Raw genomic sequence first — 21,133 nt, forward strand, 5'->3', positions numbered from 1 at the left:
CCACCCTCCACCCACGTTAACCCCCATGTCCGACGACCGATGTTAAGGAAAGAATGAAACGAGCATTTCTTTCCTTTAACGTCTCTTAACGTCCGTTACCGCACGTTAACGCCTCGGGGGCCGTCATGCAGACCCGGATCATCACCGCACAGGACGTCGAGTTTTTCGAGTCGCGAATTTCCCCCGCCCCTATGGTCGGACTCGCTTTCGAGTTTCCCGAAGGCGGCGGCGTCGAACCCCACGTCCATCCCTACGGGCAGGTGCTGTTCGGTGGCGAAGGCATCATGTGCGTCGACACGCCGCGCGGCACCTGGGTCGTGCCGCCGCAGCGCGCCGTCTGGATTCCTCCGATGACGTTGCACGCCGTACGGCTGCGGGCATCGTTCGGCATGCACAATCTGCTGATCTCGCCGCACGTCGTCGCCGACTGGCCCAAGACATGCGAGCCGCTTGTCGTCTCCAATCTGATGCGCGAACTGATCCTGCGCGCGGCATCCACCGACGAACCGCTGCTGCGCAAGCGTCACGTGGACAAGTTCTTCGAGATCATCCGCGACGAACTCGAATTCAGCGACGAAATCCCGCTCTCCCTCGAAATCCCGCGTGAACGACGTCTCGCCCGCCTTTGCACCGAATTCCTGCGCGAGCCGTCCGACAACCGGACGCTCCAGGAATGGGGCGATCACGTCGGAGCCAGTTCGCGGACCCTGTCGCGCCTGTTCACCCGCGAACTCAATCAGACGTTCGACGAATGGCGACGCCACGTCCGCCTGCAAGAAGCGCTGTACCGGCTGGCCGAAGGCCGAGCCGTCTCCGCAGTCGCCAACGAGCTGGGCTACGAGAGCACGACGGGCTTCATCGAGATGTTCCGCAAATCCCTCGGACGCACGCCCGGCCAGTACTTCGCCTGATCCAGGGCAGCGGTCGGCACCGACTTTCGCATCAAGTCTTATATAAGACATAAGACATTTGACCTTACGTTGCATAGGGACTAAAATCACGGGCAAAAGCCGTACTGGAACAAGCCCTGGAGGCCTCAAAACCTCCCCCGAAACGCAACATCAGCAGGTCTCCTCATGCTTGAAAACTATCGTGAACACGTGGCCGCCCGCGCCGCGTTGGGTATTCCTCCCCTGCCGCTGACCGCTCAGCAGACCGCCGAACTGGTCGAACTGCTGACCAACCCGCCCGCTGGCGAAGCGCAGACGCTGGTCGATCTGATCACGAACCGCGTGCCCGCCGGTGTTGACGAAGCCGCCCGCGTGAAAGCCGGTTTCCTCGCAGCTGTCGCCAAGGGCGAAACGGCCTGCGCGCTGATCTCCCGCGCCCGCGCCACCGAACTCCTCGGCACGATGCTCGGCGGCTACAACATCGCCCCGCTGATCGAACTGCTGTCGGACGCCGAAGTCGGCACCGTCGCGGCCGACGCGCTCAAGAAAACCCTGCTGATGTTCGACCAGTTCCATGACGTCAAGGAACTCGCCGACAAGGGCAACGCCAACGCACGCGCCGTCCTGCAAAGCTGGGCCGATGCCGAATGGTTCACGAGCCGCCCGGAAGTCCCGCAAAGCCTGACCATCACCGTGTTCAAGGTCACGGGCGAAACCAACACCGACGATCTCTCGCCGGCCCCGGACGCCACCACCCGCCCCGACATTCCGCTGCACGCCCTGGCGATGCTCAAGAATGCCCGCCCCGGCATCACCCCGGAAGAAGACGGCAAGCGCGGTCCGATCAAATTCATCGAGTCGCTCAAGGAAAAGGGTCACCTCGTCGCTTATGTGGGCGACGTCGTCGGCACGGGTTCCTCGCGCAAGTCGGCCACCAACTCGGTGCTGTGGTTCACGGGCGAAGACATCCCCTTCATCCCGAACAAGCGCTTCGGCGGTGTGTGCCTCGGCAGCAAGATTGCCCCGATTTTCTACAACACGATGGAAGACGCCGGCGCACTGCCGATCGAACTCGACGTGTCGCAGATGGAAATGGGGGACGTGGTCGAACTGCGTCCGTACGAAGGCAAGGCGCTGAAGAACGGTGCCGTGATCGCCGAATTCCAGGTCAAGTCCGACGTGCTGTTCGACGAAGTGCGTGCTGGTGGCCGTATTCCCCTGATCATCGGCCGTGGCCTGACCGCCAAGGCGCGTGAAGCGCTGGGTCTCGCTCCGTCGACGCTGTTCCGTCTGGCTCAACAGCCGTCGGACAGCGGCAAGGGTTTCTCGCTGGCACAGAAGATGGTGGGTCGCGCTTGCGGTCTGCCGGAAGGTCAAGGCGTCCGCCCGGGCACGTACTGCGAACCGAAGATGACCTCGGTCGGCTCGCAAGACACGACGGGCCCGATGACTCGCGACGAACTGAAGGATCTGGCTTGCCTCGGCTTCTCGGCCGACCTCGTCATGCAATCGTTCTGCCACACGGCTGCTTATCCGAAGCCGGTGGACGTGAAGACGCACCAGACGCTGCCGAACTTCATCAGCAACCGTGGCGGTATCGCCCTGCGTCCGGGTGACGGCGTGATCCACTCGTGGCTCAACCGCATGCTGCTGCCCGACACCGTCGGCACCGGCGGCGACTCGCACACCCGCTTCCCGATCGGCATCAGCTTCCCGGCAGGCTCGGGTCTGGTCGCCTTCGCCGCAGCCACCGGCACGATGCCGCTGGACATGCCGGAATCGGTGCTGGTCCGCTTCAAGGGCAAGATGCAGCCGGGCGTCACGCTGCGTGACCTCGTCAATGCGATCCCGCTGTACGCCATCAAGCAAGGCATGCTGACGGTCGCCAAGCAAGGCAAGAAGAACATCTTCTCGGGCCGCATCCTCGAAATCGAAGGCCTGCCCGAACTGAAGGTCGAGCAAGCGTTCGAACTGTCGGACGCCTCCGCCGAGCGTTCGGCCGCCGGTTGCACGGTGCACCTGAACAAGGACCCGATCATCGAATACCTGAACAGCAACGTCACGCTGCTCAAGTGGATGATCGCGCAGGGTTATCAGGATCCGCGTAGCCTGCAACGCCGTATCACGGCCATGGAACAGTGGCTGGCCGACCCGCAACTGCTCTCGCCGGATGCCGACGCCGAATACGCTGCCGTCATCGAAATCGATCTGGCCGACATCCATGAGCCGATCGTGGCCTGCCCGAACGATCCGGACGACGTGAAGACGCTGTCGGACGTTGCCGGTGCGACCATCGATGAAGTGTTCATCGGTTCGTGCATGACCAACATCGGTCACTTCCGCGCCGCATCGAAGCTGCTCGAAGGCAAGCGCGACATTCCGGTCAAGCTGTGGGTCGCCCCGCCGACCAAGATGGACCAGAAGCAACTGACGGAAGAAGGTCACTACGGCGTGTTCGGCACGGCCGGTGCCCGTACCGAAATGCCGGGCTGCTCGCTGTGCATGGGTAACCAGGCACAAGTGCGCGAAGGCGCGACGGTCATGTCGACGTCGACCCGTAACTTCCCGAACCGTCTGGGCAAGAACACGAACGTGTACCTCGGCTCGGCGGAACTGGCTGCGATCTGCTCGCGTCTGGGCAAGATCCCGACCAAGGAAGAGTACATGGCCGACATGGGCGTGCTCGCATCCAACGGCGACAAGATCTACAAGTACATGAACTTCGACCAGATCGAAGACTTCAAGGAAGTCGCCGACACGGTGCAGATCTAAGCACTTGCCGGACTACGGTGCGATGTCTGCACCGTAGCTTGAAAAAGCGCCGCCAGCGAAATGCTGGTGGCGCTTTTTTATTGATTCGCAATGTGTTGCGGCAGTAACACTGGATCGATTGTGATCTCGCCCGAGGTAAATCGCCCGTGAAAGTCGAGGCCATGAAAGCGGGTGGTATACGAAGACCATTCGGCATTGCCTGTATGCAAGTGCTCCAGCTCCGTCATGTATCTAATGACATCGGCGCGTTGACCGAGTGGCGTTGCCAGTAAGCAATTGCGTGCATCGATCAGCTTCTTTTCGTTCTCACGGCACCGATCGACGAGACATAGGATCGCCTGCTGGAGATTAAGGTCATGCTCCCGCATCAATGCCCAGAGCCCATTCGTGGCGTCTTGACTGCCAAATTCTTTGCGGAACGACATGAGGTCGTTGACAAGAGTGACGGAATCAATGGATGCGGTTCTTATCTCCCGCAATGCGGAGCTCTCGTTAAGCGCAGCGCTCATATCCACGTCCAGCGCATATTCGGTCAACGTGGCAAGCCATTCGCCAAACCCATCAATTCTGCGCCACGCCACGTACTGCTCGAACGTGAGCGTAGGGACATTGTTGACGGAAGCATCAGTCAAGGTATTGATCTGATCGCGGATGGCGTTGATCAAGCAATTTCGCACGCCCGGCCGGGATGCAAGTGTTGCAAGAATGGCTTGCAGATGATCGAAAAGCAATTGCGCAATCGGAACGGTGTCGGGGGGGCGAACGCCATCGATCGCATGAAGGTAGTGTCCGCGCAACGTCATACGCCGACTCGCATCGTCCCGCACCTTTTGGTTTGTGAATTCCTCGTCCATCAAGGTGATGACATCCGCCGCTTGCATCACCAGATAGATTCGGTCCTTCAACGTATTTGGATACGCAAAAGTGGAAAAAGAAGGGCACCGCTGAGCTGCGTATGCCTTGGCCGCCGCCTCGCTTTTGAAGTGAGAAAAGATGTAAGGCCAGATATCTTTTACAACCCGGCGTTCCATTATCTCTGCGTCGGGGTGTTGCTTGGTTGGTAACGCAAAGTCGAATGCAGGGATGTACACCTTATCGCCGAGGCAAGGCTTGCTGGCATTCTGTTGACTGGATTGAGTTGGCATATTTGCCTCCTTACTTCGTGGTTGATGTGCCAATCACCATTGCGTTTGCGATATCGCGCGCGCGGCGATCGGTTGCCAGGATGCTCTCCAGGTCATAGGGATCAGGCCCGGATGTCCGCTGCAAAGCGGCGTCGACCACCTCCGCGATGCCGGTAAAGCGCAGGCGCCCTTCAAGGAAGGCCGCCACGGCAACCTCGTTTGCCGCATTGAGCACAACGGCGTTTGCGCCTGCGCGAACGACTTCCAACGCAATGCGCAAGCACGGAAAGCGCACCGGATCCGGCGCCATGAAGGTCAGCGCGCCTATCTGCGCAAGGTCCAGCGGTACGACACCGGAATCGATGCGCTCGGGGTACGCCAGCGCGTGCGCTATGGGCGTGCGCATGTCGGGATTGCCCAATTGCGCGAGCACGGATTGATCTGCATAGGTCACCATCGAATGAACGACGCTCTGGGGGTGGATTAGCACGTCAATGCATTCGTCCGGCATGTCGAACAACCAGCGGGCTTCGATCACCTCAAGCCCCTTGTTCATCATCGTCGCCGAATCGACTGAAATCTTGCGCCCCATCTTCCATTTCGGATGTGCGCAGGCCTCGTCGGGGGTAACAGCGTGGAGGGTGTCCAGAGGACGAGTCAGGAAAGGCCCCCCGGAAGCTGTCAGGGTCAGCCTTGAAACGCCATTGCGTGCCGTCCCCTGCTGCGGGAGACACTGGAAGATGGCATTGTGCTCACTGTCCACCGGCAGCAGCATCGCGCCGGATTCCGCGACGGCATGCATCAACAGCGCGCCGGACATGACCAACGCCTCCTTATTGGCAAGCAGGATTCTCTTGCCCGCGCGTGCCGCTGCCATAGTGGGCAACAGGCCCGCCGCGCCTACGATGGCGGCGATTACCCTATCGCATGCCGACGAACGGGCCACTTCGCATAGCGCCTCAGGTCCATGAGCGACTTCGGAGCGCACGCCTTCCTGGCGCAACCTCGCATGCAAGCGCGCAGCATCCTGCGCATCTGCGGCGACAGCCACTTCGGGACGAAACGCGAGGCACAAGCCAATCAGTGCGTCCAGATTTCGGTGTGCCGTCAGTGCGTATACCGAGAATCGATCAGGATGGCGCGTGACCAAATCGAGCGTACTTCTGCCGACGGATCCGGTTGCGCCGAGAAGCGTAAGGCGTTGCATAGGCGGCATGACTTACCTGTCGATGATGGGTGCCGCGTGCGCTAACGTGGCGTGTTCGACGCTGGGCTTGTCACGGTGTTCAAGCCAGTTCGCGAGTCTGGTTTGTGCCTGCAGGTCGGCCCCATACCGCGCAGCGACGTACGTTTCGACTAGCCGCATGAAGTCGGATGCGATGGATTCGCCCTTGAGTGTCAGCACGCGCTCCCCGTCCATGAAGACCGGCGCGGCCGGGTGCTCGCCGGACCCTGGTAGCGAGATGCCGATGTGCGCCAGTCGGCTCTCCCCTGGACCATTGACGACGCAGCCCATGACAGCCACATGCATGTCTTCCACCCCGGGAAACCGCCCACGCCATATCGGCGTCTGCTCACGCAGCCAGGTCTCGATCCGACTGGCCAGTTCCTGAAAGAAAGTGCTGGTGGTGCGCCCGCACCCCGGGCACGACACGACCGTGGGGCTGAAAGCGCGCAGACCCATGGCTTGCAGGATCTGCTGCGCAACCCAGACTTCGCGCTCACGCTCGCCGTTCGGCTCCGGTGTCAGCGAGATGCGGATCGTGTCACCAATACCATGCTGCAGCAGCACGCCCAACGCCGTGGCCGATGCGACGATGCCCTTTGAGCCCATACCGGCCTCGGTCAAGCCGAGGTGCAGCGGATAATCGCAACGCGCGGCTAGATCCCAGTAGACGGCGATGAGATCCTGCACCTGGCTAACCTTGGCGGAGAGTACGATGCGCTCTGCAGGCAAGCCGACCTCAACGGCGCGCGCCGCGTTTTCCAGGGCAGATGTCACTAGCGCCTCGCGCATCACGGCGTTGGCGTCCAGAGGTCGCGCTCGCTTGGCGTTGACGTCCATCAAGCGCGCCAGCAACGCCGGATCCAGGCTGCCCCAGTTGACGCCGATACGCACGGGCTTGCCGTAGCGGCAAGCGAATTCGATCATCTGGCAGAACTGCTCGTCGCGTCTGGCGCCCTTGCCAACATTGCCGGGATTGATGCGGTACTTGGATAGCGCTTGCGCACAATCGGGATAGTGCGCAAGCAGACGATGACCGATGAAATGAAAGTCCCCCACGAGCGGCACGGAGATGTTCTGTCGATCAAGCAACTCCCGGATTCGCGCAACCTGGGCTGCCGCCTCGTCGTTGTTGACGGTGATCCGAACCAATTCAGCGCCAGCCCGCGCCAGACTTGCAACCTGGGCCGCTGTGGCGTGCGCGTCGGCGGTGTCCGTGTTGGTCATGGCCTGTACCACGACGGGTGCATCGCCACCGATGGTGACAGCCCCTACTCGAACCTGTCGCGAAGCGCGACGTGGGTGACGACAAGGTGTGGTGGTTTCGGCGTCGAACATAGTGCGTTTCTCCTTCGGCGTTGGATCCTCGGCCTACGAAAGATCGCTCGGCAAACGAAACACCACGCGCTCCTCGCGCCCCGGCAGTGTCGTGACCTCGACATTCGCCAGTCTGCCGAGTGCGGCGATCACGTCTTCGACCATCGCCTCCGGCGCCGACGCGCCGGCCGTGATGCCGACCACCTTGGCGTCACACACCCAGTCGCGTGCCAATTCGCTTCCGTCTGAAATCAGGTAGCTGGGCACACCGCCCTGCGCGGCGATCTCGCGCAGCCGCGCGGAATTCGAACTGTTGGACGCGCCGACCACTAGCACCACGTCGACCAGGCGGCTCAGTTCGCGCACCGCAGCTTGCCGATTCTGCGTGGCATAGCAGATGTCGCGCGTGTCGGGACCGACGATCTGGGGATAGCGCGCCTGAAGCGCATCGATGACGTTGCGCGTGTCGTCCAGGCTCAGTGTGGTTTGCGTAATGTAGGCAAGCGGGGTGTCGGCGGGGAATGTCAGCGCTTCGACGTCGCCTACCGACTGCACGAGCACGACAGGCGCGCACGCCTGGCTGAGCGTACCGATCACTTCCGGATGGCCAGCGTGCCCGATCAGAATCAGCGAGTAGCCTTGAGCGGCATAGCGTCGGCCCTGCTCGTGCACCTTGGTCACGAGTGGACAGGTCGCATCGAGCACGCGGAGTCCTCGCTCTGCGGCTTCCGCTTCGACATCCCGGCTCACCCCGTGGGCGCTGAACACGGCCACAGCGTGGGTGGGAATTTCGGCCAGCTCTTCGACAAATACGGCGCCTTGCGCTTTGAGTTTGTCCACGACGTGTTTGTTGTGAACGATCTCGTGGCGCACATAGACCTGCGGGCCGTGACGTTGCAGCGCATGCTCAACGGTATCGATGGCGCGTACGACCCCCGCGCAAAAGCTGCGAGGTTGAGCGAGGATGATGCGCAGGCAGGCTCGCTCCTTTGGCCGTGGTTCAAGGCACTGGGTCATGATGGCTCTCGTGACGGTTTAACTGATGCGATGGACGATCATGTCCGCCAAATTCCGGAGCCGACGGGCGAGTTGCCCCAACGGCTCAATGGCGGCGTGGGCTTGCTCGCGAAGCTCGCGTGCGAGTGCCTGCGACGCGTCCAGACCCAGTAGCGATACGTAAGTTGGCTTATCCGCGTCGGCGTCTTTGCCAGCTGTCTTGCCCAACGTGGCGGTGTCGCCGACCACGTCGAGAATGTCGTCGACCACTTGAAACGCCAGGCCGATCGCGGCGCTGTATTCGTCAAGCGCGCAGTACAGCGTCGAGGATTCGCTCGATGGCGTGACGGCGCACATCGCCCCGATACGTACCGCCGCCCGTATCAATGCGCCAGTCTTCATGCGATGCATCTGCTCAATCGCCGGAAGGGTTGGCTTTTCCCCTACGTATTGCAGATCGAGTGCCTGACCACCCGCCAGGCCCTGAGGCCCCAGGGCGAAAGCCAGTTCTCGGATCATTGCGATGCCACGCTCCGGTGGCAATGGCAATTCGCTCAAGATCAGGAACGACAGCGCCTGCAGCGCGTCGCCTGCGAGCATGGCCGTTCCCTCGTCGTATTGCACATGCAAGGTCGGTTTGCCTCGGCGCAGGCTGTCGTTGTCCAGGGCAGGCATGTCGTCATGTACGAGCGAGTAGACGTGGCCTATCTCGATTGCAGCGCCGGCACTGCAGAGCGCACCCGGCGGGGCATTCACAACGGCCCCGGCAGCGTGACAGAGAAGCGCGCGGATGCGTTTGCCCCCTCCCAGCGCGGCGTACCGCATGGCCTGACGCAGGCGGGCGGGGTATCGGATGTCGGCAGATGGATTTTGAGCGCCTGCTCAGTGCCATTGACCGCTTGCTCGGCCCATTGCGCAAATGCTCGATCGGAATCAGATGCCATATAAGAGAACGTCATGGCGGCCACTCAAAAAGCGGGGACGATGTGCGGCACGGGCTGTGCTGCGCATCGATCAATGTCGGCGAATGCCCTGATCGACTGCTCCAGTCCCTCTGCGTCCAGGCCGCAGGCTGTCAGCAGCTTGGCGGGGTCACCATGCTCGACGAACTTGTCCGGCAGGCCTAGCTGCAGCACAGGGATGATGCGGCCCTGCCTAGCCAGCGATTCGACGCACGCCGAACCGGCACCGCCGATCATGCAGCCTTCTTCGACAGTGACCAGCACGTCGTGGGTTTCGGCCAGTGTCCGGACCAGGTTTTCATCCAACGGCTTAATGAAGCGCATATTGGCGAGCGTCGCATCGAGCCGTTCGGCTGCGGCCAGACTCGGTGCGACCATAGAGCCGAACGCCAGAATGGCGATGCGCTCGCCTGCCGGTAGCGACGATTCGCGCCGGAGCTCACCTGCCCCAAGGCGCAGCGGTTCCGATGTCAATGCGGGTCCTACGTCAGGGCCTGTGCCGCGCGGGTAGCGCACGGCCGCCGGACCATCGTGATGCAAGGCGGTGTGCAGCATGCGCATGCACTCGTTTTCGTCAGCGGGCGCCATGACGGTCAGGTTGGGAATGCAACGCAGGTACGCGATGTCGAAAGCCCCCATATGCGTTGCGCCGTCCGCGCCCACGATGCCAGCCCGGTCGATGGCCAGCGTTATCGGCAGGTTTTGCAACGCCACGTCGTGGATGCACTGGTCGTAGGCGCGTTGCAGGAAGGTCGAATAGATCGCGACCACTGGCCTGAGTCCTTCAGCGGCCAGCCCTGCAGCAAAGGTGAGCGCATGCTGCTCGGCGATGCCGACGTCGAAATAACGCTCTGGAAAACGCCGTTCGAATTCCACCAGGCCCGAGCCTTCGCGCATGGCCGGCGTGATGGCGACCACGCGTTCGTCGTGCGCGGCTTCGTCGCACAGCCAGTCGCTGAACACCTGGGTATAGGTGCGCTTACCGGCCGACTTTGGCTTGGGCAGGATGCCTAGCGCCGGATCGAACTTGCCAGGGCCGTGATAAAGGATCGGGTCCAGCTCGGCAGGCAAATAGCCGTGACCTTTTTGGGTCATGACATGGAGCAGTTGCGGCCCTCGCCGAGTCTTGACGTCGTTCAAAGCCGGGAGCAACGCATCCAGATCGTGACCATCGATCGGACCGGTGTACCTGAAGCCAAACGCCTCAAACAAGGCAGCAGGTGGGACGCGCCCATCGGCAAGTACGTCAAGGGTTGGTGTCGATTCCAGTGCAGGCCGCATCGCGAACAGACGTCGTCTGGTGGCTTCTTCGGCCCGCTCGTAGGCTCGGCTGGCGATCAGCTTGGCGAAGTACTGTCGCAGCATGCCCACCGGCGGCGAGATCGACATATCGTTGTCGTTCAGGATGACCAGTAACGGCACGTCCGGGTAGGATCCGGCGTTGTTCAACGCCTCGAAGACCATGCCAGCACTGAACGCACCGTCGCCGATCACCGCGATGGCCCAACGGGCCTCCCCGCGCAGGCGTGCGGCGTGGGCCATGCCCAGGACTGCGGAAATCGATGTGCTCGAATGCGCGGTGCCGAAGTGATCGTAGTCGGACTCGCTGCGGCGCGGGAAGCCGGAAATCCCATCGAGCTGGCGGATCGTCGCCATTGCGTCGCGTCGCCCCGTGAGGATCTTGTGCGGATAGCTCTGGTGCCCGACGTCCCATACGATACGGTCGCGTGGCGTATCAAACACGTAGTGCAGAGCAATGGCGAGTTCCACCGTCCCCAGGTTGGACGACAAATGCCCGCCGGTTTGGGAGACACTTGTTAATACGAAATCGCGCAGTTCGTCGGCCAATTGCGGCAGCACGTTCGAGGGGAGTTCTCGCAAGTTAACTGGGCTGTCTATCGATTGCAGTAGTTTTTGCATGGCTTGGGCATCGCTATTGGCGAAATATTCCTATGTCATTTAACTTTTTTATTTATTGATATTTCATTAACGGAGAATTGTTTTTAATTAAACAACTCCTACGAATGGTGCAATTCGATCTTTATATTTACGCGATCATATAGAATTCATTTATTTAATTTTTAATTCAAGACATGCTGAATGATAGGTAGCCAGATATATAGACCAAAGAAATTTTCCGCCAATTGAGGCGTTTCCTATTTGGGGTCGGGCGATCAGGAAGTGACGTCAAGTTCTGCACATCATTTAACCCCTGTAGAATCACGGGCAAATTCTGGTATTGACCCACGTTGTCGCCGACTCGACGACGTCATCTTGGGAAACGGCATGCAAACAGTAGCGATCCTCGACTTCGAAACCACCGGCCTTTCGCCGACACAGGGCGACCGGGCGACAGAAATCGCCGTCATCCTTTTGCGTGACGGGGAAATTGTCGATCGCTACCAGAGTTTGATGAATGCCGGACGGCGTATTCCGTCGGACGTCGCTGCGCTCACGGGCATTACGAACGACATGATCGCGTGCGCACCGCCCGTCTCGCAGGTCATGCGCGAGGCCGCGCAGTTCGTTGGCAACTGTCCGGTCGTCGCGCACAACGCGGGGTTTGACAAGCGCTTCTGGCAAGCCGAACTCGCCATGCTGGGCGCGCGCTCGGATCACGTCTTCGCCTGCACGATGTTGACCGCCCGACGCCTCTACCCGCACGCCCAGAATCACCGCCTCTCCAGCCTCGCCGATCTCCTTCAGCTTCCGAAGACCGGTCGTGCCCACCGGGCGATGGTCGACGCCGAGATGACGACGCACCTTTGGCGTCGCATGCACGACGACATCTCACGCACCTACGGCATCAAGCGCGTGGATCACGCGCTGTTCGCCCGCGTGCAAACTACCAGCAAGGACAAAGTACCGACGTTGTTGCGCACGCTCGCACAAGGAACGACGGCATAACAGGCGTCATTCCGCCAGCCAGCACCCTTACCGCTTGATATGCCGTTCAAGCAAATCCAGATCGTCCCGCAGTAATTTCAGCACACCCGCAGCGCCCTGCTCGCCAAGCTGCCGCGCCGAATCCTGTTCAACAGAACGAAGCGCCATGTCGGCGATCTGCGCCGCAATCTCCTCGACGTTACGTGAGCCGGACGGCGTGAACCACCAGGCCGTCCAGTTGCACATGCCGATGATCGAGAACGCGGCGACCTTTGCATCCATCACCCGGAACTGACCGCGCTCGATGCCCAGTTCGATCGCGTGACGGAACTGCTCCAGCACTGCACGCCGTGACTGCTCCGCCAACTGGCGCTGCTCGGGCGGCAGATTGTCCTCGTTGCGCTCGACCACGCGAAATTGCAGCGGATGCGTCAGGATCAAATGCGCGTGACGCAGCACCAGATGCCGCAGCATCGCCGACGGTTGCCGCAGATCGTCCGGCATCGCTTCCGACGCCAACTCCCCCGCCGCCCGCGTCACCACCGCCGTCAGTACTTCCAGAATCGCTTCCTTGCTCTTGAAGTAGTAGTACAGCGCAGGACGCGTCACACCTACCACGTCGGCAATGTCGTTAAAGCTCGTCCCGTCGAATCCCCGTTCGATGAACAGCCGCGTCGCGACTTCCAGAATGTTCTCCCGCAACGCGTCGCTCTTGGTCTGCGCTTTGCTCATCGCCTCTCCCTCGTTTCATACCGATGCATCGACACCTGCCAAATTTTTGACGCAAGTGTCAGAAAACCCAACGATAACCAAATTCCTCACCCTAGAAAACCCCAAGGCATCTGACTCTCAGGGTTTTTACGTATCCGTCAAATTCCAACAAAAATGTTTACCAATTCGTAAAAAATTGAACTAGGATGTAAAAAACGGAGGTTGAGAGATGAGTCAGCAGCAAGCGGAACGCCGTGACGGTCAGAGCGCGACGGCAGGGTTCCTGAACACCGACTGGAATCCGCGGGATCTGCCGCTGGGCACGACCACGCGCAACGTGGTTCTGCGCACGCCGGACGGCGCGGCCACGAGCGGATCGTTGTATGTCTCCGGGTCAACGGACACCGTGGTGTGCATCATGCATCCGCGTGAGTTCATGGCCTGTCATTACCTGATTCCCGACATCGTCGGCGCAGGCTTCGCCGCATGGACGCAGGCACCGCGCTCGGTCGGCAACGACATGCGGCTCGAACACGAATTCGCGCTGTACGACGTCGCCGCCGGTATGCAGTTTCTGCGGGACGCGGGCTTCAAGCGCATCGTAATGCTCGGCAACTCGGGCGGCAGCGGCCTTTACGCGCTCTACGTCCAGCAGTCGAATCTCGATCCGGCGCAGCGCATCGAACGCACGCCCGGTGGCCGCGCGACGAAGCTCGCGTCACTCGACATGCCGCCCGTGCATGGTGTCGTGTTCGTGGCACCGCATCCGGGTCAAGGCGCGCTGCTGCAAACCTGCATCGACCCGTCCGTCACGAACGAACACGACGCCCTGTCCGTCGATCCGTCGCTCGATCCGTTCGACGCCGCCAACGGCTACGTGCATCGTCAGCCGGGCAAAGCGACCCAATCACGCTACGACGTGGACTTCGTCACGCGCTACCGCGCCGCACAACGTGCCCGCGTCGCACGCCTTGACGCCACCGCACGCGATCTGATCGCCGCACGCCAGGGCGCCCGCGAACGTCTCAAGCGCGATACCGGCGCAGCAAGCACCGACGCCCGCCTGCGCCGCATGGCTGCACACACGCCGCTGATGACGATCTGGCGCACCGACGCCGACCTGCGCTGTTTCGACCTGACGCTCGACCCGTCCGACCGTCGCTACGGCTCCCTGTGGGGCAGCGACCCGTTCACGTCCAACTACGGCTCTGTCGGCTTCGGCCGCGTGTGTTCGCCGGAAGCATGGCTTTCGACATGGTCGGGACTGTCCTCGAACGCGCTTCTCTCGAAGACGGCGGCCGCCATCGTGCAGCCCACTCTGCTCATCGAATACACCGGCGACCAGGCGTGCTTCCCGAGCGTCATCGAAGACATCTACGCGAGCCTCGGCGCAACACAGAAGTCGCACCGACGCGTGCGCGGCGACCATCACGGCCGTGCGTTAGCGGACGGTGAAGAAGCCGGACGCTACATCGCCGGACGCCTGTTGCAGGACTGGATGCGCGAAACGTTTCCGCAGTGACATCCCCCATTTGCCTGAACAACTGACTGACCGAATTCCCGGAGTCCCAATGAAACTGAATGACATCCCCGCCGCCGCCGCTGCCGATCTTGCGCTGCGTCTGCATGGCGTCGATCACACGGCGCGCCCGACCTGGCGCTTGCGCGAGACCGTCGAGTTTTACCGTGACGTGCTCGGCCTGCCGCTCATCCACACGATTTCCGCCCGAGGCTGGGGACCGGCCACGCACCCCGACTTCCTGCATTTTTTCTTCGATAGCGGCAACGGCAGCACCATCGCGTTCTTCTACTATCTCGGCGGCGAAGTCCCCGCCGCGCTCGCCGACCGTCCGGGACGCGCACCGCTGCCCGAAGACCATGTGTTCGACGCGACGCACACCGCATGGCTCGTCGACACGCAGGAAGAATTGCACGCGTGGAAGGCCCGTCTGGAAGCACGCGGCGTGACGGTCTCAGCTGAGACGGCGCACGAGGTCATCGAGTCGATCTACTTCCGCGATCCGAACGGCTACTTCATCGAGATCACGCGCAAGCTGCGCGCACTGGCCGACATCGACGCACGCGACGCCGCCGGCACCCTCGAAGCGGCCATGCAAATCGAAGACGAAGCCCTCGCCGGGGGTGCGCCATTCACCCGGATCGACGCCGTCTGGCAGCGCAAGGCGCAGCGTCTGGGCCAACACCTGCGTCAGGAGCGTTAATCATGAGTTCACAACCGTTGCAGATTTACGTGCTGAACGTGCCCGAGTTTGCGTCGCTGACCGAAGCCGCCCGCGCGATGCCTGAGTGCCGCGTCGAGAACACCGGCGACTACACCATCATTTCCAGTGACGTGCCGATCACCTTCGGGCGTCGCGCGCTGGGTCTGAAGCCTGCCGTCTGGTACGGCCTCTTTACCGGCGGGCTCGACGGCGAGATCGAAAGCTATGAGCGCGACATCGTGCGGATCGCGCCTCGTCACAGCCACTGAACCACCGAACCACTGACTGAACACAGGCGCCCCCGATAAAGTCGCCAAAGTACGTGCAGGAGACACCATGAGCGGTATTTTTCACCCTATCGACGGCGTGACGTACTGTGCGCCGGATCTGGCGCAACGCTACTTCGCGTCGAACGCCTGGTACGACATCACCCTCGGCGACGCCCTGCGCGCGACCGCCGCGCGTGTGCCGGACCGCCCGGCCTACCTCAGCGACGAAGCCACGCTGAGCTTCGCCGCGCTCGACGAACGCAGCGAACGGCTTGGCGCAGCGCTCCTCGGACTGGGGCTGCGCCCGGGCGACCGCGCTATCTTCCAGATGGGCACGAACGTCGATACGGTCGTGGCGCTAATGGGCGCTTACAAGGCTGGCGTCGTGCCCGTATGCGCCGTGCCGCAGTACCGGGAAGTCGAGATCGGCCAACTGGCGTCGCAATCGAACGCCCGCGCCTACTTCGTGCAAGCCGATTTCTCGGCGTTCGACCTCGTCGGCTTCGCCCGCCAGATGATGGACCGGCACGCATCGATCGAGCATCTGCTGGTCGCGCGCGGCCGTGTTGAACACGACGCCGTCGCCGGTAGCTGCGCCATCGATCAGTTGATCGACGGCATGCCGCTTGAGCGCGCGCGCGCCGTGCTGGCCGACACCCGCATCGGCAGTGAAGACGTCCTGAGTTTCCAGTTGTCCGGCGGCACCACGGGCGTGCCGAAGATCATCCCGCGCTTTCACGCGGAGTACATCGGCCATTCGCTGGCGTGGATGCGTCACATCGGCATGACCGAGCACAGCCGCATGATCTGGTCGCTGCCGTTGCTGCACAACGCCGGGCAACTGTATGTCCTCGCGTCGACGGTCGCCAGCGGCATGACAACAGTGCTGATGCCGCGCGTCGACATCGCCCGCATGCTCACGCTGATCGAGACGCATCGTGTCACGCACGGCTTGTCGATCGGGCCCGTCGCGCCGCAGATGATCGCGTACAAGGACATCGCCAAACACGATCTGACGTCGTTGCAACTCTTCGGCACGATGAGCCGCGCCGACTCGCTCGAAGCGCATCTCGGCGTGCCCTGTTTCAACCTCTACGGCACGACCGAGGGGTTGCTGATGGGCGCAGGCGCGCACCTCGCGCCGGACCTTCGTCATCACACGCAAGGGCTGTCCGGCTGTGAGGACGACGAGATCCGCGTGTTGACGCCCGGCACCGATACGCCGGTCGACGACGGCACCCCGGGCGAACTCTGCTTCCGTGGCCCGTCGAGCCTGCGTGGCTACTTCAACGCCCCCGAAGCCACCGCGCAGACGCTCACGCCGGACGGCTTCGTGCGCACCGGCGACATGGTAACGGCGAAGGTGATCGACGGCGTGCGCTGCTTCGCCTTCGAAGGACGCTTGCGCGACAACATCAATCGCGGCGGCGAGAAGATCGGTTGCGAGGAAGTCGAGGCGTTCGTGAGCCATCACCCCGCCGTGGCCGATGCCAAACTCGTCGCCATGCCCGACCCGCTCTATGGCGAGCGCGGCTGCGTCTATCTGATCCTGCGCCCCGGCCAGCCTGCGCCGTCCGTCGGCGAACTGGGTGCGTTTCTCGTGAGCCACGGGCTGGCGAAGTTCAAGTGTCCCGAGCGCATCGAGATCATCGACGAGTTTCCGGTGACGCGCGTGGGCAAGGTCGACAAGGCGTCGTTGCGCTCGACGATTGCCGGACGCGTCGCGTCTGAGACCGCCCTCGCCACGTCCGCCCAGCCTGCCCGGGAGGACGCATGATCAGCACCGAATATGTGGTGAGCGAGCGCCCGTTCGTCGTCCGTCGCCGTGTGAAATGGGGCGATTGCGATCCGGCGGGCGTGGTCTACACCGTGACGTTCTCGGAGTACGTGATCTCCATCGCCGAGCTGTTCTACGGTTCGCTGTTCGACGGCACGCCGCAAGCCGTCAAGAACCATCACGGCTTCGGCACGCCCACCCGCGCGCTCGACTTCGACTTTCGCCGCTCGCTATGGCCGGACGATGTCTTCGACGTGACCGTCGAAGTCACCGACATTCGCACGCGAACCTTCACGCTGACGATGACGGCGCGCAAGGAAGACGGCGACATCGCCTTTATCGCCCGCCTCACGCCGATCTGCATTCAGCGCGGTGTGCGCGAATCCATCGAGATGCCTGTCGTGCTGCGTGCGGCGCTCGACCAATACCGAACCCGCTGCGACCCGCTTTCGGCCTCAGCCACCGACACTTCCGCCGCTTTCGCCGGAGAACCGACACCATGACGCAAACCCTGCAAACGCCCTTCCGCATCGGCCAGATCGTGCCCAGCTCCAACACCACGATGGAGACCGAGATTCCCGCGATGCTGCGCGCCCGCGAACAGATCCTGCCCGAGCGCTTCACGTTCCATTCGAGCCGCATGCGCATGCATCGCGTGGTGAAGGAAGAACTCGCCGCGATGAACCTTCAAGGCCTGCGCTGCGCCGCCGAACTCGCCGATGCACGCGTGGATGTGATGAGTACGGCTTGCCTCGTCGCCATCATGGCCATGGGACCGGGCTACCACCGTCAGGTCGAGGAAGACCTGCGGCGCGTGGCGCGCGAGAACCATTGCGACGCCGCCATCATGACCTCGGCGGGCGCACTCGTCGCCGGTCTGAAGACGTTAGGCGCTCGCAAGATCTCGCTGATGGCGCCCTACATGAAGCCGCTCACGCAAGCCGTGGTCGAGTACATCGAGCACGAAGGCATTGAAGTGATCGATGCGCTGTCCTTCGAAATCCCGGACAACCTTGAAGTCGGCCGTCGCGACCCGATGCAGTTGCTCGACGACGTCAAGCGCCTGAACACGGCCAATGCGGATGCCGTCGTGCTCTCCGCGTGTGTGCAGATGCCGTCCCTGCCAGCCATTCAGTTGGCGCAGGACCAACTCGGCCTTCCCGTGACGTCCACGGCCGTCAGCACGGTGCGACAGATGCTCGACCACCTCGGCCTCGCGCCTGTGGTTCCCGATGCCGGTGCGCTGCTCGCCGCCGGGCGAGAGGCATTGTCCGCGCGCGTCGCCTGATCTCCCCGCATCCCATCAAGGAGCCCATCATGAAAATCGCCGTCATCGGTGGCGGGCCTGCAGGCCTGTACTTCTCGTTGTTGATGAAACAACGTCATCCGGAAGACGAAATCGTCGTGCACGAACGCAACGCGGCGAACGCCACCTACGGCTGGGGCGTCGTGTTCTCCGACATCGCCCTCGCCTTCCTGAAGGACGCGGATGAAACGTTCTTCCGCAAGTTCACGGCGCATCACACGCGCTGCGATCACATGGAGATCGTGCATCAGGGTGTGCCTGTGCGCTTGTCCAACAACCACTTCTCGCGCACGTCGCGCATCGACATGCTGCGCGTGCTGCAACAAGCCTGCGCCGAGGCCGGTGTGGAGGTGCGCTACGAGAGCCACGTCACCGATCCGGCGCAGTTGCCAGACGCCGACGTGATCGTGGCGGCCGATGGCGTGAACAGCGAGGTGCGCACGCGCATGGCCGAGCACTTCGGCCCGAGCTTCGACGAGCGCCGCAACAAGTTCGCGTGGTACGGCACGTCGCGCACGTTCCATCCTGTGTCGCTCATCTTCCGCCAGACGCCGCACGGCGTGTTCATGGCGCATGCGTATCAGTACAGCCCCGACCGGTCGACGTTCCTGGTCGAAGTCGATCCCGACACGTGGCAACGCTGCGGGCTGGACACGGCCACCGAAGACGAAAGCCGCGCCTTCTGCGAACAGATCTTCGCCGACGACCTGCAAGGCCACTCGCTGCTGACGAACCGCTCCAACTGGTTCCAGGCGCGTGTGGTGAGCAACGCGCGCTGGTCGCACGGCAACGTGGTGCTGCTGGGCGATGCGTTGCGCAGCGTCCACTTCTCGCTCGGCTCGGGCACGCGTATGGCCATGCAGGACGCCATTGCGCTGTTCGAAGCCCTGAGTGCGAACCGCAGCGATGTTCCCGCTGCCTTTGCGGCCTTCGAGCAGAGCCGTCGCAGCGCCTCGGACCGTTTTCAGGATGCCGCTCGCCGCAGCCTCGACTGGTACGAGTCCGTCGACACCCGCATGCAGCTCGACCCGGTGCGCTTCGCCTACGACTACATGCTGCGCACGGGACGTGTGACGCACGAAGACCTGCGGGCGCGCGATCCCGAGTTCGTCGCACAGGTGGAGGCGCTGACCACCCCGGCGCACGCCGCGTAACAACACGTCAGGCCGTCGTTCCAAAACATCCATAACAAGGCAAAAACGCCACCCGAGGACAGGAGACAATTCATGGACAAGCACGACACCCGGCACACGTCAGTCGACGTGCGGGACTTCATCAACGCGGCCCCGGTGTCGCGCTTCCAGATACTGATCAGCACGATGTGTTTCCTGATCGTGGCGCTGGACGGGTTCGACATCGCCATCATCGGCTTCATCGCGCCGCATATCCGCAGCGAATGGCAGTTGTCGATGGTGTCGCTCGGCCCGCTGTTCAGCGCGGGCTTGCTGGGACTGATGGTCGGCGCGTTTTGCAGTGGGCCGATGGCCGACCGGATCGGGCGTCGCCGGGTGCTGATCCTGTCCGTCGCGTGGTTCGGTGCGGCGAGCGTCGGCGCAGCACTCGCGCCGAATGTCGCGTGGCTCATCGCGCTGCGGTTCCTCACTGGCCTCGGGCTGGGCGGCGCGATGCCCAACGCGATCACGCTGACGTCCGAATTCAGTCCCGAGCGACGTCGCGGCACGCTGCTCACGCTAATGTTCTGCGGGTTCTCGCTCGGCTCCGCACTCGGCGGCGTGGTCACAGCATATCTGGTGGCCGGTGTCGGCTGGCGCGGGCTGCTGGCGATTGGCGGACTGTTGCCGCTCGCGCTCGTCCCCGTGCTGTGGTTCACGTTGCCAGAGTCGGTGCGCTTTCTGGCCATCCGAGGAGGTACGCAGGCGCAGATCGCCGCGACGCTCAAACGCGTGGCACCGAGCCTTGTCGTCGCCGGTCAGACGTACAGCGCCGCCGACGACCGCCTGCCGTCCTCGCCCGTCGTGCAACTGTTCCACCGCGACTACCGGCGCGGCACGTTGCTGCTCTGGCTGGCGTTCTTCATGAGCCTGTTGCTCCTGTACCTGCTCATCAACTGGCTGCCGATTCTCGCGGAACGTAGCGGGTTGACACTCAAACAGGCGTCGATGTTTGCCGGGCTGCTGCAAGGAGGCGGTGTACTGGGCGCGATTGTGCTGGGCGTGCTGATCGATCGCTTCCATCCTTACAAGGTGGTCGCGGTGGCCTATCTGCTCGGGGCGGCGTCGCTGGCGTCGCTGGCGCTGACGGAGAGTGCAGTCTGGCTCGCGGTGGGCATCTTCATCACGGGATTCTGCGTGAGCGGCTCGCAGGTCTGCGCGAACGTGATTGCGTCGGCGTATTACCCGACGTCGAATCGCGCGACGGGCGTGGCCTGGGCGCTGGGTATCGGCCGTATCGGTGCCGTCGCGGGATCGTTCGGCGGGGCGCTCCTGCTGGCTGCTGGCTGGAGCAACGCCGGGCTGTTTACGATTCTGGCGATACCGGCCATGCTCGCAGCGCTCGGCATTCTGCTGGCAGGGACGAAGCACCGCCGGGCGACGCAGGCACCGGAGGCTGTCAGCGCGCCGTCGCCGACAGCGCTCTCCTAAAAAGACAAACGGCCCGTCGAGATGCACTCGTAACGGGCCGTTCTTCTACCGCATCGGAATGCGTGCTTGCATG

At 62.6% G+C, this 21,133-nt stretch carries 17 protein-coding genes and 1 pseudogene; 11 read left to right on the top strand and 7 right to left on the bottom strand.

Annotation, left to right across the window (positions count from 1 at the left end; all coding sequences use genetic code 11):
* Positions 1-125: 125 nt before the first annotated feature.
* A complete protein-coding gene (locus ACIQWO_RS08285) occupies positions 126-911 on the top strand; it encodes an AraC family transcriptional regulator (protein ID WP_402821641.1) in 786 nt (261 codons plus the stop codon).
* Between the two features lie 165 nt (positions 912-1,076).
* The gene (acnB, locus tag ACIQWO_RS08290) at positions 1,077-3,662 is read left to right on the top strand and encodes a bifunctional aconitate hydratase 2/2-methylisocitrate dehydratase (protein WP_402821644.1); all 2,586 of its coding nucleotides are present in this window, start codon (positions 1,077-1,079) and stop codon (positions 3,660-3,662) included.
* 77 nt (positions 3,663-3,739) lie between these two features.
* Here the strand turns inward: acnB and ACIQWO_RS08295 are convergent, their stop codons facing one another.
* The 6 genes and pseudogenes from ACIQWO_RS08295 to dxs all read right to left on the bottom strand — a co-directional run bounded on the left by ACIQWO_RS08295 (position 3,740) and on the right by dxs (position 11,206).
* A complete protein-coding gene (locus ACIQWO_RS08295) occupies positions 3,740-4,807 on the bottom strand; it encodes a terpene synthase family protein (RefSeq protein WP_402821647.1) in 1,068 nt (355 codons plus the stop codon).
* Positions 4,808-4,817: 10 nt separating this feature from the next.
* Complete coding sequence (gene ispC / locus ACIQWO_RS08300) at positions 4,818-5,993, bottom strand: 1-deoxy-D-xylulose-5-phosphate reductoisomerase (RefSeq protein ID WP_402821650.1); 1,176 nt, start codon at positions 5,991-5,993, stop codon at positions 4,818-4,820.
* Between the two features lie 12 nt (positions 5,994-6,005).
* Positions 6,006-7,349, bottom strand: a complete 1,344-nt coding sequence (gene ispG, locus ACIQWO_RS08305; protein WP_402821653.1) for a flavodoxin-dependent (E)-4-hydroxy-3-methylbut-2-enyl-diphosphate synthase — start codon at positions 7,347-7,349, stop codon at positions 6,006-6,008.
* 33 nt (positions 7,350-7,382) lie between these two features.
* Positions 7,383-8,303, bottom strand: a complete 921-nt coding sequence (gene ispH / locus ACIQWO_RS08310; protein ID WP_402821927.1) for a 4-hydroxy-3-methylbut-2-enyl diphosphate reductase — start codon at positions 8,301-8,303, stop codon at positions 7,383-7,385.
* A gap of 60 nt (positions 8,304-8,363) precedes the next feature.
* Positions 8,364-9,268, bottom strand: a pseudogene (locus ACIQWO_RS08315) (polyprenyl synthetase family protein).
* Between the two features lie 24 nt (positions 9,269-9,292).
* On the bottom strand, positions 9,293-11,206 hold the full coding sequence (gene dxs, locus ACIQWO_RS08320) for a 1-deoxy-D-xylulose-5-phosphate synthase (protein ID WP_402821656.1): 1,914 nt from the start codon (positions 11,204-11,206) through the stop codon (positions 9,293-9,295).
* 366 nt (positions 11,207-11,572) lie between these two features.
* Here dxs and ACIQWO_RS08325 point away from each other — a divergent pair, with 366 nt between their 5' ends.
* Entirely contained in the window at positions 11,573-12,193 is a 621-nt protein-coding gene (locus ACIQWO_RS08325) for a PolC-type DNA polymerase III (RefSeq protein WP_402821659.1), read from the top strand.
* A 27-nt stretch (positions 12,194-12,220) separates the two neighbouring features.
* On the opposite strand, the gene ACIQWO_RS08330 is transcribed toward ACIQWO_RS08325, so the two are convergent.
* Complete coding sequence (locus ACIQWO_RS08330; protein WP_402821661.1) at positions 12,221-12,904, bottom strand: TetR/AcrR family transcriptional regulator; 684 nt, start codon at positions 12,902-12,904, stop codon at positions 12,221-12,223.
* Between the two features lie 208 nt (positions 12,905-13,112).
* Between ACIQWO_RS08330 and ACIQWO_RS08335 the strand changes: the two genes are divergently transcribed.
* The 8 genes from ACIQWO_RS08335 to ACIQWO_RS08370 all read left to right on the top strand — a co-directional run bounded on the left by ACIQWO_RS08335 (position 13,113) and on the right by ACIQWO_RS08370 (position 21,060).
* Complete coding sequence (locus tag ACIQWO_RS08335) at positions 13,113-14,405, top strand: alpha/beta hydrolase (RefSeq protein ID WP_402821662.1); 1,293 nt, start codon at positions 13,113-13,115, stop codon at positions 14,403-14,405.
* 49 nt (positions 14,406-14,454) lie between these two features.
* Positions 14,455-15,105: a VOC family protein gene (locus ACIQWO_RS08340; RefSeq protein ID WP_402821663.1), complete on the top strand. Its 651-nt coding sequence runs from the start codon at positions 14,455-14,457 to the stop codon at positions 15,103-15,105.
* Between the two features lie 2 nt (positions 15,106-15,107).
* A complete protein-coding gene (locus ACIQWO_RS08345; protein WP_402821665.1) occupies positions 15,108-15,374 on the top strand; it encodes a hypothetical protein in 267 nt (88 codons plus the stop codon).
* Positions 15,375-15,441: 67 nt separating this feature from the next.
* Positions 15,442-17,151, top strand: a complete 1,710-nt coding sequence (locus tag ACIQWO_RS08350; protein WP_402821668.1) for an AMP-binding protein — start codon at positions 15,442-15,444, stop codon at positions 17,149-17,151.
* Positions 17,148-17,654 (top strand): acyl-CoA thioesterase, encoded by a 507-nt coding sequence (locus tag ACIQWO_RS08355; protein ID WP_402821671.1) that lies wholly within the window; start codon positions 17,148-17,150, stop codon positions 17,652-17,654. The genes ACIQWO_RS08350 and ACIQWO_RS08355 overlap by 4 nt, the downstream gene beginning before the upstream one ends.
* Positions 17,651-18,439, top strand: a complete 789-nt coding sequence (locus ACIQWO_RS08360; protein WP_402821674.1) for an Asp/Glu racemase — start codon at positions 17,651-17,653, stop codon at positions 18,437-18,439. Before ACIQWO_RS08355 ends, ACIQWO_RS08360 begins: the two co-directional genes overlap by 4 nt.
* 29 nt (positions 18,440-18,468) lie before the next feature.
* Positions 18,469-19,611 (top strand): FAD-dependent monooxygenase, encoded by a 1,143-nt coding sequence (locus ACIQWO_RS08365; protein WP_402821677.1) that lies wholly within the window; start codon positions 18,469-18,471, stop codon positions 19,609-19,611.
* Between the two features lie 72 nt (positions 19,612-19,683).
* Positions 19,684-21,060: an MFS transporter gene (locus tag ACIQWO_RS08370; protein WP_402821680.1), complete on the top strand. Its 1,377-nt coding sequence runs from the start codon at positions 19,684-19,686 to the stop codon at positions 21,058-21,060.
* Positions 21,061-21,133: the final 73 nt, after the last annotated feature.

Origin of the sequence: Pandoraea sp. NPDC090278 (genome assembly GCF_044772185.1) — a bacterium.
Taxonomy (GTDB): domain Bacteria; phylum Pseudomonadota; class Gammaproteobacteria; order Burkholderiales; family Burkholderiaceae; genus Pandoraea.